The organism is Pseudomonas flavescens (assembly GCF_013408425.1).
Classification (GTDB): Bacteria; Pseudomonadota; Gammaproteobacteria; order Pseudomonadales; family Pseudomonadaceae; genus Aquipseudomonas; species Aquipseudomonas fulva_A.
In genome coordinates, this window is the sequence record NZ_JACBYV010000001.1 from 3,935,122 (window position 1) to 3,950,036 (window position 14,915).

General features: G+C 62.4%; 16 protein-coding genes. 1 reads left to right on the plus strand and 15 read right to left on the minus strand.

Translation table 11 applies throughout. The features are described from left to right. Positions 1-203 precede the first annotated feature (203 nt). The 12 genes from FHR27_RS17705 to pip all read right to left on the minus strand — a co-directional run bounded on the left by FHR27_RS17705 (position 204) and on the right by pip (position 12,690). Positions 204-506, minus strand: a complete 303-nt coding sequence (locus tag FHR27_RS17705) for a hypothetical protein (RefSeq protein ID WP_179539173.1) — start codon at positions 504-506, stop codon at positions 204-206. Between the two features lie 45 nt (positions 507-551). After that, complete coding sequence (gene creD / locus FHR27_RS17710) at positions 552-1,904, minus strand: cell envelope integrity protein CreD (protein WP_179539174.1); 1,353 nt, start codon at positions 1,902-1,904, stop codon at positions 552-554. Between the two features lie 192 nt (positions 1,905-2,096). Further along, positions 2,097-2,534: a CBS domain-containing protein gene (locus FHR27_RS17715; protein WP_042554294.1), complete on the minus strand. Its 438-nt coding sequence runs from the start codon at positions 2,532-2,534 to the stop codon at positions 2,097-2,099. Positions 2,535-2,655: 121 nt separating this feature from the next. Beyond that, positions 2,656-4,077: a two-component system sensor histidine kinase CreC gene (creC, locus tag FHR27_RS17720; protein ID WP_179539175.1), complete on the minus strand. Its 1,422-nt coding sequence runs from the start codon at positions 4,075-4,077 to the stop codon at positions 2,656-2,658. A gap of 30 nt (positions 4,078-4,107) precedes the next feature. Next, a complete protein-coding gene (creB, locus tag FHR27_RS17725) occupies positions 4,108-4,785 on the minus strand; it encodes a two-component system response regulator CreB (RefSeq protein WP_179539176.1) in 678 nt (225 codons plus the stop codon). 756 nt (positions 4,786-5,541) lie between these two features. After that, positions 5,542-7,572 carry a methyl-accepting chemotaxis protein gene (locus tag FHR27_RS17730; protein WP_179539177.1) on the minus strand — a complete coding sequence of 677 codons (2,031 nt, stop codon included), beginning with the start codon at positions 7,570-7,572 and terminating at the stop codon, positions 5,542-5,544. 106 nt (positions 7,573-7,678) lie between these two features. Continuing rightward, positions 7,679-8,179 carry a retropepsin-like aspartic peptidase RloA2 gene (gene rloA2, locus FHR27_RS17735; protein ID WP_179539178.1) on the minus strand — a complete coding sequence of 167 codons (501 nt, stop codon included), beginning with the start codon at positions 8,177-8,179 and terminating at the stop codon, positions 7,679-7,681. Between the two features lie 342 nt (positions 8,180-8,521). Next, positions 8,522-9,256 carry an amino acid ABC transporter ATP-binding protein gene (locus tag FHR27_RS17740; protein ID WP_042554290.1) on the minus strand — a complete coding sequence of 245 codons (735 nt, stop codon included), beginning with the start codon at positions 9,254-9,256 and terminating at the stop codon, positions 8,522-8,524. Next, positions 9,249-10,211: an amino acid ABC transporter permease gene (locus tag FHR27_RS17745; protein WP_042554289.1), complete on the minus strand. Its 963-nt coding sequence runs from the start codon at positions 10,209-10,211 to the stop codon at positions 9,249-9,251. The genes FHR27_RS17740 and FHR27_RS17745 overlap by 8 nt, the downstream gene beginning before the upstream one ends. 84 nt (positions 10,212-10,295) lie before the next feature. Further along, positions 10,296-11,087: a transporter substrate-binding domain-containing protein gene (locus tag FHR27_RS17750; protein WP_042554288.1), complete on the minus strand. Its 792-nt coding sequence runs from the start codon at positions 11,085-11,087 to the stop codon at positions 10,296-10,298. Between the two features lie 197 nt (positions 11,088-11,284). Further along, complete coding sequence (dtd, locus tag FHR27_RS17755) at positions 11,285-11,722, minus strand: D-aminoacyl-tRNA deacylase (protein ID WP_042554287.1); 438 nt, start codon at positions 11,720-11,722, stop codon at positions 11,285-11,287. Further along, positions 11,719-12,690 (minus strand): prolyl aminopeptidase, encoded by a 972-nt coding sequence (gene pip / locus FHR27_RS17760; protein ID WP_042554286.1) that lies wholly within the window; start codon positions 12,688-12,690, stop codon positions 11,719-11,721. The genes dtd and pip overlap by 4 nt, the downstream gene beginning before the upstream one ends. Positions 12,691-12,792: 102 nt before the next feature. On the opposite strand from pip, the gene FHR27_RS17765 reads away from it, so the two are divergent. Next, positions 12,793-13,224 (plus strand): hypothetical protein, encoded by a 432-nt coding sequence (locus FHR27_RS17765; protein WP_179539179.1) that lies wholly within the window; start codon positions 12,793-12,795, stop codon positions 13,222-13,224. Positions 13,225-13,451: 227 nt separating this feature from the next. Here FHR27_RS17765 and FHR27_RS17770 read toward each other — a convergent pair whose 3' ends face one another. The 3 genes from FHR27_RS17770 to FHR27_RS17780 are packed head-to-tail and all read right to left on the minus strand — an operon-like array spanning position 13,452 to position 14,913. Then, positions 13,452-14,015, minus strand: coding sequence for a lipocalin family protein (locus FHR27_RS17770; protein WP_179539180.1), 564 nt, complete (start codon positions 14,013-14,015; stop codon positions 13,452-13,454). Beyond that, positions 14,015-14,269: a lipoprotein gene (locus FHR27_RS17775; RefSeq protein WP_042554284.1), complete on the minus strand. Its 255-nt coding sequence runs from the start codon at positions 14,267-14,269 to the stop codon at positions 14,015-14,017. Before FHR27_RS17775 ends, FHR27_RS17770 begins: the two co-directional genes overlap by 1 nt. A 44-nt stretch (positions 14,270-14,313) precedes the next feature. Next, on the minus strand, positions 14,314-14,913 hold the full coding sequence (locus FHR27_RS17780) for a DUF924 family protein (RefSeq protein ID WP_042554338.1): 600 nt from the start codon (positions 14,911-14,913) through the stop codon (positions 14,314-14,316). Positions 14,914-14,915: the final 2 nt, after the last annotated feature.

Sequence of the window (14,915 nt, forward strand, 5' to 3'; positions counted from 1 at the left end):
ACTCACGGAAAAACAGGGCCGACGATTCTAGGGACCTCGGCCACCACGACCATTGATCTGCGTCTATGGCGGCGCACGCTCGACTGGCTTCGGCGACCGCCGGCCATCGACACCTGCCGGCCAAGGCACGGGAAACAACCGGGCGATGCAGCGTGCCAGTTGCCGCCCTGCGCTGCGCTCTTCACGCAACCCGACGCGCCCACTCATCGCCGGTACCACAGGCGGAAGAAGCCCAGCGCGAACAGCAGAGCGATCTGCATCATCGCCACGCACAACTGCAGAAACGACTGCACGGCGCTGTTCGCCGGCGCATCGGTCACGCCGGTCAAGGCCGCCCAGAAGGTCTCGGGCAACAGGTGCAGGCCAAGCTGAGCGAAGGGCCAGCCGCTGAGCATCAGCAGCTCGATCCAGTCGAAGCGGCCAGCGAACATCATGGCGATCAGCAGTACGCCGGCGATGCACAGGCCAAGGGCGAAGCAGGCGGAAAATTGCAGTAACAGGCGCATGGCAGTCTCCAGGGGGCGTGCGACCCGCACGCCCCGGCAAGGTGATCAGGGGGTTATCCGGGGTTCACCGCTGGCCGGGCGGCCCACGCCGTACCAGTCGAGCTTGCGGGTCAGCACCATCACGCAGCCCAGTACGCCGAACACCAGCAGCGAGCCCATCAGCAGGGCGTAGTCTTCGGCACCGAGCAGGCCGTAGAGCAGCCCGTACAAGGCCGCCAGCAACACGCCGAAGGCAGCACCTCGCGACCAGCTACGCAACACGCTGCTGACGTAGAAGGTGTTCAGCGCCACGCAGCCCAGAGCGGACAATCCATAGGCGATGGCGAACCCCAAATGCTCGGACAGCGACAGCAACAGCAGGTAGAACAGCGCCAGCGACAAGCCCACCAGGGCGTACTGCACCGGGTGCACGGCCAGGCGCTTGAGCACCTCGAAGAGGAAGAACACGGCGAAGGTCAGGGTGACGAACAGCAGCGCGTACTTGATCGCCCGATCTGCCTTGAGGTACTGGTCTACCGGCTCGATGAAGCTCACGCCGAACGCCCTGCTCTGCATGGCCGAGCAGGAGCCGCTGACGCAACTGCTCAGGGCATCCTGCATGTCGGTGGCGAAGAAACTGGTCTGCCATTTGGCGGTGAAGCCCTGCTCGGTCACATCGCGCTGGCTCGGCAGGAATTCACCGACGAAGCTCGGGTGCGGCCAGTCCGAACGCAGGGTTACCTGACTTTCGCGGCCGACCGGGGTGATGCTCAATTGCTCGGTGCCCTGCAGTTTCAGGTCGAAGGCGAAGGTGTAGGCCTGCTCGTCACGGCTGTCACGCGCGGGTAGTGGAACGTGCACGCCGCTGCCGAAGCTTTCGTCGCCGCTGCCCGGCTCGAAGCTCAGGCTGGCTCCGTTGAGCTGCAGCTTGAGGTCATTGCCGATGCCACGCACATCGCTGATGCCGACGGCCACGAAAGGATCGCCGAAACGAAAGGCCTCGACATCGCTGACTCCGTAGTTGGCCGGCACCCGGAACTCGCCGCTGACGTTGCTATCGCTGTGATACAGGCGCGCCTGATAGATACCGCGGTAACGCAGCTCGGTGCGCACATCGCCATCGAGGGTGAAACGCTCCGGCAGGAAGTACAGGCGGCCCTGTTCGATCGACTCCTCCTGATAACGCTCTTCACTGTCCTTGCGGGTTTTCCAGGTAAGCACTCTCTTGCGATAGGGCACCACCAGAATCGGCCCGGTGATCTGCTGGGCGTAACTGGAGCTGCGGGCGATATCGCGCAGCACGTCGTTACGCAGACTCTGGCGTTCATTGACCAGGCCATCGATCAGCAACAGGGGAATCATCAACAACAGAATCAACAGGGCGATGGTGCCCAGTTTCAACATCAGGCTTCGGTTCATGGCACAGCGCTCCGTGCAGTTGGGATGCACGCAGTCTGGCCACGCCCCATGGAGGCAGCGTGGAGTAGAGATGGAGATTGTGTGGCGATTGTGCGGTTAGCCAGACGCTTGAGGCGCCTGAGCGGAAACGGCAGACGGATGATCCGGCGTCAGGAAACGCCGATCGTCACCGTCTGCGGGCGACGGCGGGGCTCACTCACCGCGGATGTACTGTTCCAGATGCTGAATCAGGTCTTCCTGGGCGCTGATGATGTCCTTCACCAGGTCGCCAATCGACAGCAGGCCGATCAGTTGGCCATCATCCACCACAGGCAGGTGACGAAGGCGGCCACTGGTCATCAGCTCCATGCAGCGTCGGCTGTCTTCCCCGCTGCTCACGGTGATCACCTTGCTGGTCATGATGTCACTGACCTTGAGATTGTTCGGCGAACGCTCCTGCACGGCCACCTTGCGCACATAGTCGCGTTCGCTGACGATACCGGCCAGGCGCTCGCCCTCGAGCACCACGAGGGCACCGATCCCCTTCTCGGCCATCAGCTTCACCGCTACGAATACACTGCTGTCTGGGGCGACGCTGTATACGTTGGAAATGGGTTTGCTTTTCAGCACTTCGGCCACGGTCTTTTTCATGCGCGTTCTTCCTGTCCCGGTCGATTGGCGATCCGTTTCAGAATAGCCAAAGCGCAGGCTTCTGTGCGAGGGGCATATCGGGTGCGTCGCCGCCAGCATCGTCGGCGTCGTTGCAACGGGCTCAGCGCGCGAAGCGCACAGTCACTTCCACGCCATCGGCGACGTTGGCGATACTCAGCGTCGCGTCATGCAGATCGACCACTTCCTGCACGAAATTGAGCCCCAGGCCGGTGCTCTTGCGTCCGGTAGCTGGCCGCGCCAGGGAGTAGAAGCGCTCGGTCAGGCGCGGCAGCGCGTAGTCGGGAATCGCCGGCCCCTGATTGAACAGACGCAGCAACAGGTGGTTATCATCGCTTTCGCTGGAAAAGCGGATCAACCCGCCCGCAGGTGTGAAGTCCAGAGCATTGTCGAGCAGATTGGCCAACGCCTGACGCAGCAGGAAACGCTCGCCCAGCACCGCGTGGCTGGTCGCCACAAGGTTATCCACACGCAGGGCGCTGCGTTCCACACGCGCCATCTGCGCCTGCACGAGACTGTCGATCAGCGGCTGCAGCGGTACCGCCACGCGCTCCTCCAGGCCCTGGCGCTGTTCGACCTGGGCCAGATGCAGCAGGCGCTCGATGAGGTTCTGCAACCGCTCGCTTTCCTCCGCGATATTGGCCACGAAACGCTGACGCTGGGCTTCGGGCATATCGGCCTCCAGCAACTCGGCCGCCCCGCGAATCGCCGCCAGGGGGCTTTTCAGCTCATGGGTAAGGGTGTGCACGTAGCGCTCGACGTAGGCCTTGCCCTCCAGCTCGGTGCGCATGCGCTCCACCGCCAGAGCCAGCTGCCCCAGCTCACCGCCACGAACCTGGGGCAGCTCCGCTCTCTGCCCCTCGCTGACAGCCTGTGCATAACGGGTCAGGCGCCGCAGCGAGCCGCTGAGCCACCAGCTGAGCAGACCGCCGATCAGCAAACCCAGGCCGATCAGCCCCGCGCCCAGCCAGCCGAGGCGCCGCTGCGAGCGCTCGATATAGGGCTGCAGCGTGCGATTCGGCTTGGCCACCGACACCACGCCAAGAATGCGTCCGCCGTCGATGATGGGCGCCGCCACATACATCACCGAAGAATCCGGATCGTTGGGGTCTTCACGGGTCGAGCGCACGCCGTAGCGCCCCTGCAGCGTCAGGTAGACGTCGTTCCAGCGCGAGTAGTCCTGGCCCACTGCCAAGGCGCTGGAGTCGAGCAGCACGACACCGCGATCGTCGGTGACGTAGATGCGATGGTTGACCTGGTTCTTCGGCACCCCCCAGATCTGCGCCTGGGGCTGACGCAGTCCATAGGCCTTGAGCAGTTCGGGCAGTCGCCCCTGGGTCAGATGACCTGATTTGACATCCTCGCGGAGGATCTCGGCCAGCAGGTGCGCGGTATCGACCAGGGTTTCCTCGGTGGACTGACGCACACCCGGACGGATTTCCTCCATCACCGTGCTCAGCACGAACCAGCCGGACAAACCGACGAACAGGAAATACACCAGGAAGATACGTACCCCGAGCGGCATCAGCGAAACTCCTGAGAGGTGAGCATCGGCCTACTCCAGCTTCAGGCTGTAGCCCAGGCCACGGTGGGTCTGGATCGGCTCGGCCTGGGGCGCGACCTGGCGCAGCTTGGCACGCAGGCTCTTGATGTGGCTGTCGATATTGCGCTCGTAACCGACATCCGCCGCGACGCCCAGGGCATCGAGCAACTGCTCGCGGCTAAAGACGCGTTCCGGTTGCCCGAGCAGGCATTGCAGCAGCTGAAACTCCAAACGGGTCAGACTCAGGGTATGGCCGTGATAATCGATGCGCACCCGCTCGCTGTCGAGTCGGAACGGCCCATCGACGGCTTTGCCGGCGACCTCGCGAGGGCCGACACGTTTGAGGATGGCTTTGACCCGGGCCGCCACTTCACGGGGGCTGAAGGGCTTGACCACATAATCGTCCGCGCCGATTTCCAGGCCCACCACGCGGTCGATCTCATCGTTGCGCGCGGTGAGGAACATCACCGGCACTTCGGAAAAGCGCCGCAGTCGTTTGCAGGCTTCGAAACCGCTGATATCCGGTAGCCCAACATCGAGAATCACCAGATCGAAGGCTTCACGCTCCAACAGCGTCAGCGCTTCACCGGCCAGGGTCGACCAGCGTGTAGCGAAACCCTCGGCTTGCAGGGCGTACACCAGCGTATCGGCAATCGCGGCTTCATCTTCGACGATCAGGATGGTCGCCATGGTGGCATCCTTGCTGCACTCGGGCTGCGGAGCCTGCGCGAGGCCACCGCCCTCGTCAATAGTCAGCACCTCCAACGGCTATGCACAAAAGACGTGGATCAATCTGTGGATAAGCTCGGCATGAAGCGCTGAAGCCCTCGGATACCGGGCGCCACGGCCAAGCGATCATTATTTGACCAACGACTTACCCACAGACCTGATTCTGCCAAACCTTTGTAAACAAAGCATTTTAGTCAACAGATTAATGCATCTTCGGCATCATGGATCGGTGCACAATTTACGTGGACGAAGCTGTGGATAATCTTTGTATGAACAGCGCGACGCCAGGTGATACGTGGCCTGCCAGGCATCGTACATTTTATGACCAGTCCCGGTAAGCCCATGAAAATGGTTGAAAAATCCGAACGACAGGTTCGCGTGGCGTCAACAGATGCCAAAGCATGATTCATCTATGCACAGTTGTGGTGGAGTAATCTGTGGATAAGCTCGGGATGACAGGTGGCAGGGCTAGCCGGGTGGGGCCTGCAGAGAGCTGTGCAATTTTCGAACAGGCTGTCCAAAAGCCTTTGAATTCGGTGTATTCGCTTGACATGAAGTGTTCGAACAGGGGTCGAAACTGCGGCTGACCAGGCTGTTCTCTGTACACAGTTACCGTGGAAGAACCTGTGGACAACCCTGGGAATAGTCGCTGCAGGCCATGCCACGCATGGCCTGCAGAGAACCGCTCACTTTTTGAGCGGCGCGGCCGCGATGCGATCAATCCACCCGGAAACGCCCGGTGTTCTGCGCCAGGCTTTCACTGCCACGGCGCAGTTGCTCGCTGGCGTTACTGACCATGCGCGCCCCGCCGAGCAGAGCGGTAGCCGCGTGGTCCACCTGCTGGATGTTGTGGCTGACCTCATCCGCGGTAGCGGCCTGCTGCTCGGCAGCCGTAGCGATCTGCGCCAGACGATCACTGACGCGCTGCACCGACTCGACGATGCCATCGAGATCCGCGCTCATCGCCAGTACGTTGCCCACATCGCCTTCGGCCTGTTGCATGGCCTGCTCCATTTCGGTGACCGACTGGCCGACCACCTTGTGCAGATCACCCACCGTCTGAGCGATTTCCGCCGTGGAATTCTGCGTCCGTTGCGACAATGAACGAACCTCATCGGCGACCACGGCAAAGCCACGCCCCTGCTCACCCGCCCGCGCCGCCTCGATGGCGGCGTTGAGCGCCAGCAGGTTGGTCTGCTCGGCGATGCCCTTGATCACGTCGACCACCCGAGTGATCTGCTCGGTCTGCTTGCGCAGTTGCTGCAGGGTCGTGGCGCTGCCCGCCAGACGGCCACTGAGCTCACGCATGCTGGCGCTGGTGCGGGCACTGCGCAGGTTGCTCTGGTTGGCGATCTCACGGGTCTGACCGGCTTCCTGAGCGGCCTGTTCGCAACTCTGCGCCACACTCTGGGCGGTAGCTGCCATCTGCGTGGCCGCCGTGGCGATCTGGCTCATCTGCGCCTGCTGCTGTTCGACCGCTGCCAGGGAGCTGCTGGCCTGGTTGCCGAGGCCCTGAACCGTCTGGTCAAGCTGCTGACCTTCGCGGCCAACGCCCTGCATGGAGTCGCGCAACTGGGCGACCGCACTATTGAGCGCCGTGGAGATCGCCGCCAGATCGTCGGCGCCGTGTACCTGCATGCGAACCCGCAGATCACCGTCGCGCAGACCCTCGGTAGCCTGGATGATGCCGGTGGTGCTGCGGCGGATCGAGGCGTTCAGGCACAGCAGCAGATACAGCGCCAGAATGGTCAGCGCGGCGAAGATCAGCACGGTTTGCAGCATGTCCTGCCGGGCCTGGTCTCGGTAATCGCCAAGGCTGGCGTTGAACTGTTCGAACACCGCCTGACGCAGCCCCAGCAGTTGTTCCTGCAACGTCTGCACGTGCTGCACGAACTGAGCAGGCTGCATCACCATGGGGCTGGCCTCGAACATGTCACGATCGACCTCGCCGAGGAAGCCCTGCAGGCCCTGTTCGGCTTGCGCGAAAGGCTGTTGCAGGCGGACCATGGCGGCTGCCGAGGTGCGCTCCAACGCGGTGCGCGCCTTGGCCATCTGCGCACCAGATTGTTCCAGCGAGCGGCGCAGGTCACGCACGGCTACCCGGTTCTGCAAGGTGAAATGCTGGGCGACCAGCGACCCGTAGCCCTGACTGGCGAAACTGCCGAGGTTCTCCGCCAGGCGTGGCAGCGTTAGCGTCAGTTGCTCCATCATCAGATAGGTATCGAGGTACGGATCGAGTATCAGGCCGCTATCGGTAGCGACCAGCTCACGTAGCACCACCAGGCGCGAGAGGGTGTTCTGGTAACGCTCCAGCGCGTCGAGCAGTGCCATTTTACCCAGCACGGCCAGATCCAACTCACCAAGCGATACCCGCAACGCATCGAGCTGGCGCTCGGTTTCGTCGCTAAGAGGAGTCAGTTTCAGTTGCTCGGTGGCTGCAGCCAGCGCCTCGCCGAGCTTGCTGCTGCGCTCACGCAGCAGGCCTTCGGCAGCCTTTTCGTTGCCCTTCCAGCGGGCCAGCAGAAAGCGCTGCTCGAGCAGCTCCTGCTCCACGGCACCCAGAGCGTGAACGCCCTGCATACCGTCAAACTCGCGGTTCAGGATCTCGATACGCTCCAGATTGCTGCTCAGCATTACCCAGAGCGCATAGCCCAGGGGAATGACGAACAACACGAACAGCAACTGGAACTTGCGGGCAAAACTGACGCGTTCCAGCACGCGCACACCCGGCTTGAGCAATCCCCACATAACCCACCTCGAAACAGGTACCACAGACACACAACGCCGTGGCAATGTGCCATTTCGAGGCAAGAATCACACCGGATAGCCAATATTGGAAGTGCAGACTAGCGATTCAGCACTTGGGCCGCTCGACGGTATAGCGGCTGGCAGGATCGATGGCAGCGTCCAGCTTGCGAATGGCACTCGCACCGATCAGCAGTGGATAGTCGAAGTGGCTGCGATCGGTCAGGTTGACCTCGATGGTGCGCCGCTCTTCGCCCAGGCAGATATCCATGTCGACCACGGGCCGCGCGGAGTAGGAAGGCTCATCGGAACTGCCCTCTTCTGCGCGATTCTTGATTTCGGTGACGCGCGTCAGGGGCTTCTCGAAGACCTGATCATTGGCATCGTCGATGGCCAGGCGGAAACGCACCCAGTCTTCGCCATCACGCTGGAACTGCTCGATATCGCGAGCCGACAATGAGGCGGTCATCGCCCCGGTGTCCATCTTGGCCTTGAGAGTCTGGCCGATCTGCGGCAGCTGGATGTATTCGTAGCGACCGTACAGGGTCGGCTGATTGGCCATTGCCGGCAGAGTAACGACAGCAGCCAGCAGGGCTAGAACGGTTTTCACGCCAGAGAGTCCTTATGCTGAATGGAGAGCATTGGGACTTGATCACGAGCGGATGGTTCTAAAAACCTGACAGACAATCATTGTCCAAAACGGTGCCCAAGGCCCGCGACGAGGCAATAGCGGACTCTCGATCTGGTGGGCTGAAGCCCACCCTACACCCGGGGCAATCATTGTCCGGTGGCGGCGCCGTGGGACCGGAACAAGGCGATAGCGGACCTTCGATTTGGTGGGCTGAAGCCCACCCTACAGCTAGATGCGCGGCTGTAGGGTGGGCTTTAGCCCACCAATTGGCCCCCGACTACGAACGGCTGCTTTCGCCTTAAAACGACCCTGCCCGTCGCGCTACAGCACCTGACGCAAAAAAGCCTGCGCGCGTGGGTCCTTCGGTTGTGCGAAGAACTCTGCGGGCGGTGCGTCTTCCAGCAATTTGCCGTGATCGAAGAACAGCACGCGATCCGCCACTTCACGGGCGAAGCCCATTTCGTGGGTGACGCAGACCATGGTCATGCCTTCGACGGCCAGTTGCTTCATCACGTCGAGCACCTCGCCGACCATTTCCGGATCGAGGGCCGAGGTTGGCTCGTCGAACAGCATCACCTTGGGGTCCATGCACAGGGCCCGGGCGATGGCCACACGTTGCTGCTGACCGCCGGACAGCCGCGACGGAAACTCGCCGGCCTTCTGGCCGATACCCACTTTGTCCAGCAACGCACGGGCCTTGGCTTCGCGCTCAGCCTTGCCACGCTTGCGTACCACTTTCTGCGCCAGGCAGAGGTTTTCCAGCACGGTCATGTGCGGGAACAGGTTGAAGTGCTGGAACACCATGCCGACTTCCCGGCGGTAGGCGTTGATATCGGTTTTCGGGTTGGCCAGGTCGAGGCCGTCGATACTCACCGAACCGTCGTCGAGCTCCTCCAGGCCGTTCAGGCAGCGCAGGAAAGTCGACTTGCCGGAGCCGGACGGGCCGATCACCACCAGCACTTCACCGCGCGCCACCTGGGTGGTCACACCGTCGACGGCGCGAACCTGTTGACCGCGGGCGTCGAACACCTTGATCAGATCACGGACTTCAATCACTTTGCGCGAGCCTCCGTTCCAGGCGATTGGCGATCTGCGACAACGGCAGGTTGATCACCAGATAGAGTGCGGCCACGCAGAACCAGATCTCGAACGTGGAGAACGAGGTGGTAATGGCTTCACGGCCGCTCTTGGTCAATTCGGTGATGGCGATCACCGAGACCAGCGAAGTGTCCTTGACCAGGCTGATGAACTGCCCGGCCAGTGGTGGCAGCACCCGCTTGAAAGCCTGCGGCAGAATCACGTGACGCATCGATTGCGCCGCGCTCAGCCCGAGAGAGCGTGCAGCCTCGTCCTGGCCGCGAACGATGGACTGCACGCCGGCACGCACGATCTCGCCCACGTAGGCGCCGGTGAACAGCGCCAGCGCCGCTACCCCGGCGAATTCGCGAGACAGGTTGAGTACCGTGCCGATGAAGAAATAGAAGATGAAAATCTGCACCAGCAGCGGCGTTCCGCGTACCAGCTCGACGTAGACCGTCGACAGGTGACGCAGCGTCGGGTTGGCCGAGAGCCGGCACAGGCCGGTGACCAGCCCGATCAACAGGCCAAACACGCCCGCCGCCACGGATATCCACAGCGTCGTCCAGAGGCCCCAGAGCAAGGGGCCGGCGGCCCAGTGACGATTGACGCCGATGACATCGCCCTCGGCGACATCGTCACCTTCACTGAACTGCAGGCTGTCGCTTGCCACGCTCAGTTGCTGCTGCTCACCGCTTTCGCCAAGCAGCGTGACCAGTGCCTCGTCACCCTGCCTGCTGACGCTCTCGACGCGGCTGTAGTCAGCCGCCCGTTGCGCCTCTTCAGCGTGATAGGCGAAGTACTGGGGAACGCGATTCCAGCGCCACTCATAGGAAATCAGCGAGGTGGAATACCATATAAGCACGGCGCCCACGACCAGGATCAGACCGGTCAGCAGGTGCCAGGGCCACTGGGCTTTCTTCTGTTTAGCCACGGCGAGTGTCTACCCATTGAGTTGCAAACATGACAGCGCGCGGACAAGCCGCGCGCTGGGTACAGCGGAGCAGAGCGGTAGGCCCTATTCCATATCCTTGAGCCAGTTGGTGCTCTTGAACCACTTGGCATGGATACGATCGTAGGTGCCGTCTTCGCGGATCTGGTGCAGCCAGTTGTTGATCCAGTTGATGCTGTCGTAGTCACCCTTCTTCAGGCCGAAAGCCAGGGGCTCGAAGGTGAAGGGCTCGTCGAGGAACACCAGCTTGCCAGCCCCGGCCTTGTTCACCGCGACGACGTTGTACGGCGCGTCGTAGATGAAGGCATCGGCCTTGCCGTTGACCACGTCCATCACCGCTTCCTGCTCGTTGTCGAAACCGCTGTACTTGGCCTGGGCGATCAGCTTCTTGGCGACCATCTCACCGGTGGTACCGATCTTCGAGGTGATGCGGTAGTCGGCGCTGTTCAGGTCCTTGTAGCTCTTGACCTTGTCTGCCAGCTCCTTGCGAATCAGCAGGGTCTGACCGACCACGATGAAGGGCTCGGAGAAGTTGATGCGCAGGTTGCGCTCCTGAGTCAGGGTCATGCCCGAGCCGATCATGTCGAACTTGTCGGTCAGCAGTGCCGGGATGATGCCGTCATAGGAGGTCGACACCAGCTCAAGCTTGACGCCCATGGCCTTGGTCATGGCCTTGAGCAGGTCGACTTCGAAGCCGATGATCTCGCCACGCTTGTTGGTCATTTCGAAGGGCATGTAGGTCGGGTCCATACCGACGCGCAGGGTTCCGCGCTTGACCGCGTCATCGATGACGCCAGCCTGGGCGAGGCCGGTGAAGGCGCAGACGGATAACAACAGTGAGGCGACAAGCTTTTTCATTCTTGCTCCTGAGGGGCAGACAGTCATGAGCGCCCGAATAGCATCACGCACCGTGCTGGTGCAGGTGATAGGCCATGGGCGGAAAGGCGGCGCGGCATGCTAACCGTGATCGAAGCAGATAGCGAGATATCAACGCCTGATCAGCGACAAACAGTACCAGCCAGAGGCGTACGGGAGAGCAAGAAGCAGGCCAGGCGTCAGGTTTCCAGCAGAAAGGTCACTGGCCCATCGTTGATCAGATGCACCTGCATGTCCGCGCCGAAACGCCCGCTGGCGACCTGAGGATGCTGCGCGCGGGCCTGCTCGAGCAGATGAGCGAACAGCGCCTCACCCTGGGCAGGTGGCGCGGCGGTGGAAAAGCCCGGGCGCAGTCCGCTGCGGGTATCGGCAGCCAGGGTGAACTGTGACACCAGCAGCAGACCGCCACCGACATCCTTGAGCGACAGGTTCATCTTGCCCGCCTCGTCGCTGAACACCCGGTAGTTGAGCAACTTGTGCAGCAGCTTGGCGCAACTGGCCTCGCTGTCCTGCGGCTCGACGCCAACCAGCACCAGCAGGCCCTGATCGATGGCACCGACGGTGTCTCCGGCGACGTCGACCCTGGCGCTGACGACGCGCTGCAGCAGCGCCTTCACGCTTCGTCCGGTGCCAGGTCGAGCAGGCGATGAGCGATTTCGTCGGCGGCGCGCACCAGTGCATCGGCGATGCCCGGCTCGGCAGCGGCATGGCCTGCCTCGCGGATGATCTGCAGCTCGCTGTTGGGCCACGCCTGGTGCAGCGCCCAGGCGTTGTCCAGGGGGCAGATCACGTCATAACGGCCATGCACGATGATGCCCGGCAGGTGGGCGATCTTCGGCATGTCGCGCAGCAACTGGTTGGGTTCGAGGAAGGCATCGTTGACGAAATAGTGGCATTCGATCCGTGCGATCGACAGCGCACGCAGGCTTTCGGCGAAACGGTCGACCACCTGCGGGTTGGGCCGCAGCGTGGCGGTGCGCCCTTCCCAGCACGACCAGGCCTTGGCCGCGTGCATCTGCGCGATCTGGTCGGCGCCGGTCAGGCGTTTGTAGAACGCCTGCATGAGGTCGCCCTGCTCTTCGGCTGGAATCGGCGCCAGGTAATCCTGCCAGTAATCGGGGAACAGCCGGCTGGCGCCCTCCTGGTAGAACCATTTGAACTCTTGCGGCCGGCACAGGAAGATGCCCCGCAGGATCAGCGCGTGTACGCGGTCCGGGTGGGTCTGGGCATAGGCCAGCGACAGGGTCGAGCCCCAGGAACCGCCGAACAGCACCCATTTGTCGATGCCCAGGTGCTCACGGATACGCTCCATGTCGGCCACCAGATCCCAGGTGGTGTTGTTTTCCAGGCTGGCGTGGGGCGTCGAGCGGCCACAGCCGCGCTGATCGAAGGTGACGATGCGATACAGGTTGGGATCGAAGTAGCAGCGGCTCGCCGCATCGCAACCGGCGCCAGGGCCGCCATGCACGAACAGCACCGGCAGACCATCCGCCGAGCCGCTCTCATCGACATAGAGAACGTGCGGGGCGTCTACCGCCAACTCGTGACGGGCGTACGGTTTGATCTCCGGATACAGCGTCTGCATGGTGCGCTCCTGAGGAAGATTTGAGATAGGCTCGGGCCGCCCGCACGTCGAATGGGCTGTTGCGCTCGTCCGGGCATCATAACCATGAAAAAGGAATTCAGCATGTCGATCCGGAAATTTGCCCTGCCCCTGCTGTTCGCCATCCTGTTGGCGGGGTGCCGCGAGGACGATGACCCGCAGGCAGCGCTCGAATCGGCCGTGCAGCAGTTGCAGGACAATCTGCAGGCGAAGAAGACCGCTGCCGTACTCGATCAACTGCACGGCGAGTTTCTCGCCCAGCAGGTCAATGATCGCGACTGGGCAAAACGCACCATGACGCTGCTGTTCCTGCGCCATAACAACGTCAAGGTAATCGCCCTGGGCAAGGACAGCCGAGTCGACGCTACCTACCGCGACAAGGGCTACACCGACGCGCAGGTGGCACTGACCGGCGCCGAGGGCCTGATTCCCGACAGCGCACGGCATTTCAGCGTGAAGCTCGAATGGTGGCAGGACGATGGAGAATGGAAGCTGGCACGGCTGGAATGGGATTGAGGCGTCGTCGGCATATAAGCCGAGATCGTTTGGAGGGCGAGGCAACGCTCTACAACTGCGCGGCCTGACAGGCCAATGCACGGCGCCGCTTCACCCACCCTGCAGTGACGGCGCACGACCGATTGATGCGTCGCGCCGCCGGCGCAGGGTGGGTCAAGGCGTGATCGATCTGGTGGGATCGCTCGATACACATCGCCGCGGCCCATCCTCTGCGGATGAACGACCTCTCAACGTGCCGGTTTGGCACCTTCGCGCCAGATCAGCTCGTCGGTGTCGTACCCCTGGGCGCGGGCCACCGAAAGGATTTCATCGCGAACTTCATCGGAGATTTTCGGGGTGCGCGAGAGCAGCCACAGGTACTTGCGGTTCGGATGGCCGACCAGCGCGGTCTGGTACTCGTCATCCAGATCCAGCACCCAATACTCGCCCTTGCTCACGCCCGGCAGCAGACGGCTGAACCAGTTGTCGAAGGTGACCCAGAGCTTGTCGGTCTTGCCCTCGACCTGAGGTACGGCGCGACCTTCGACCTGCTGCCACTCACCGTCGGCATTGCGGCAACGGTTGGTCACCGACACGCTGCCATCATCCTGCAGGCCGTAGCGCGCTTCGGACTCCACGCAATTGCGCTGGAAGAACATCGGCAGGCGCGCCACCTCGTACCAGGTGCCCTGATAACGCTCGAGATCGACCGACTCGACGGTTTTCGGTGGCGCCACGCCAGTGCCGGAATTGGCACAGCCGACCAACAATGCGGCGCCCAGCGCCAGGCAACTCATCGCAAGCTTGTTCATCACTTCAACCCTTTGGCAGAGAACATCATCACCTTGTCACCGGCGTACTGAACGCTGATGAAGCTCACCTGGTCGCCCCAGGTGCAGCTGGACATGCCGAGCGCGCCGGAACACTCCGTGGCGGTACCGAGCAGGTCTTCGACTTCTGCCTTGGTCATGCCCGAGTAGAGTTTGGCGTAATTGTCCTGATTGACCTTGCCGCAGGCCGCCAGAACGACGCAGGTCGCCAGCAGCACGAGAGAACGCAAGCGCATGAGGGGTAACTCCAGTAGTCCAGTTGTCACATGCCGGTTCGACGTCAGAAGCTCGAGCCCGGTTCCAGCAGAAAGCGCAACTCGGCATCGGTACTGCTGCGCCCGAGGGTTTCGTTGCGATGGGGGAAGCGCCCGAAGCGCTCGATGATGCGCAGATGCCGTTCAGCGTAGTCGAGAAAGCCGGCGAACAGCTCACGCTCGGCGTCCGCTGCAGACTCGCTCAGTTCGCCGAACAGTTGCATGGCGCGCAGCTGCTGAGGAACGCTTTCGGCATGTTCGAACACCAGGTAGATGAATACCCGCTGGATCGCCGGCAACTGCCGATCCCAGCCGAGGGTGACGCCTTCTTCGACCAGCGGTTGCGCCAGCGCATCGCCGGCAAAGGCCAGAGGCGTGTCGCGATAGATCATGCGTGGCAGCTGGTCGAGCAACAGTACCTTGGCCAGCCAACCGCGAGGATCGGCCGACCACTCCTGCAGCCCGCCAGCGAGCGCCTGTTCGACCAAGGCGCCAAAGCGCTCACGCGCCTCGGCATCCTGCTCGTCACGCTTGCCGAACCACAGCCCGTTGCGTGCGGCGGCAGCTTCCACAGCCGAAGTGGAAGAGCCGAACCACCAGTCCAGCAAGGACTCCCAGGGCTGCATCT

What these genes read in the sequence shown, in the direction of transcription:
- FHR27_RS17765 (WP_179539179.1), top strand. Translation starts at nt 12,793, where the DNA reads ATGTCGATCCGGAAATTTGCCCTGCCCCTGCTGTTCGCCATCCTGTTG.
- pip (WP_042554286.1), bottom strand. Translation starts at nt 12,690, where the DNA reads ATGCAGACGCTGTATCCGGAGATCAAACCGTACGCCCGTCACGAGTTG.
- FHR27_RS17750 (WP_042554288.1), bottom strand. Translation starts at nt 11,087, where the DNA reads ATGAAAAAGCTTGTCGCCTCACTGTTGTTATCCGTCTGCGCCTTCACC.
- creC (WP_179539175.1), bottom strand. Translation starts at nt 4,077, where the DNA reads ATGCCGCTCGGGGTACGTATCTTCCTGGTGTATTTCCTGTTCGTCGGT.
- FHR27_RS17730 (WP_179539177.1), bottom strand. Translation starts at nt 7,572, where the DNA reads ATGTGGGGATTGCTCAAGCCGGGTGTGCGCGTGCTGGAACGCGTCAGT.
- FHR27_RS17780 (WP_042554338.1), bottom strand. Translation starts at nt 14,913, where the DNA reads ATGCAGCCCTGGGAGTCCTTGCTGGACTGGTGGTTCGGCTCTTCCACT.
- FHR27_RS17705 (WP_179539173.1), bottom strand. Translation starts at nt 506, where the DNA reads ATGCGCCTGTTACTGCAATTTTCCGCCTGCTTCGCCCTTGGCCTGTGC.
- FHR27_RS17715 (WP_042554294.1), bottom strand. Translation starts at nt 2,534, where the DNA reads ATGAAAAAGACCGTGGCCGAAGTGCTGAAAAGCAAACCCATTTCCAAC.
- FHR27_RS17770 (WP_179539180.1), bottom strand. Translation starts at nt 14,015, where the DNA reads ATGAACAAGCTTGCGATGAGTTGCCTGGCGCTGGGCGCCGCATTGTTG.
- creD (WP_179539174.1), bottom strand. Translation starts at nt 1,904, where the DNA reads ATGAACCGAAGCCTGATGTTGAAACTGGGCACCATCGCCCTGTTGATT.
- creB (WP_179539176.1), bottom strand. Translation starts at nt 4,785, where the DNA reads ATGGCGACCATCCTGATCGTCGAAGATGAAGCCGCGATTGCCGATACG.
- FHR27_RS17775 (WP_042554284.1), bottom strand. Translation starts at nt 14,269, where the DNA reads ATGCGCTTGCGTTCTCTCGTGCTGCTGGCGACCTGCGTCGTTCTGGCG.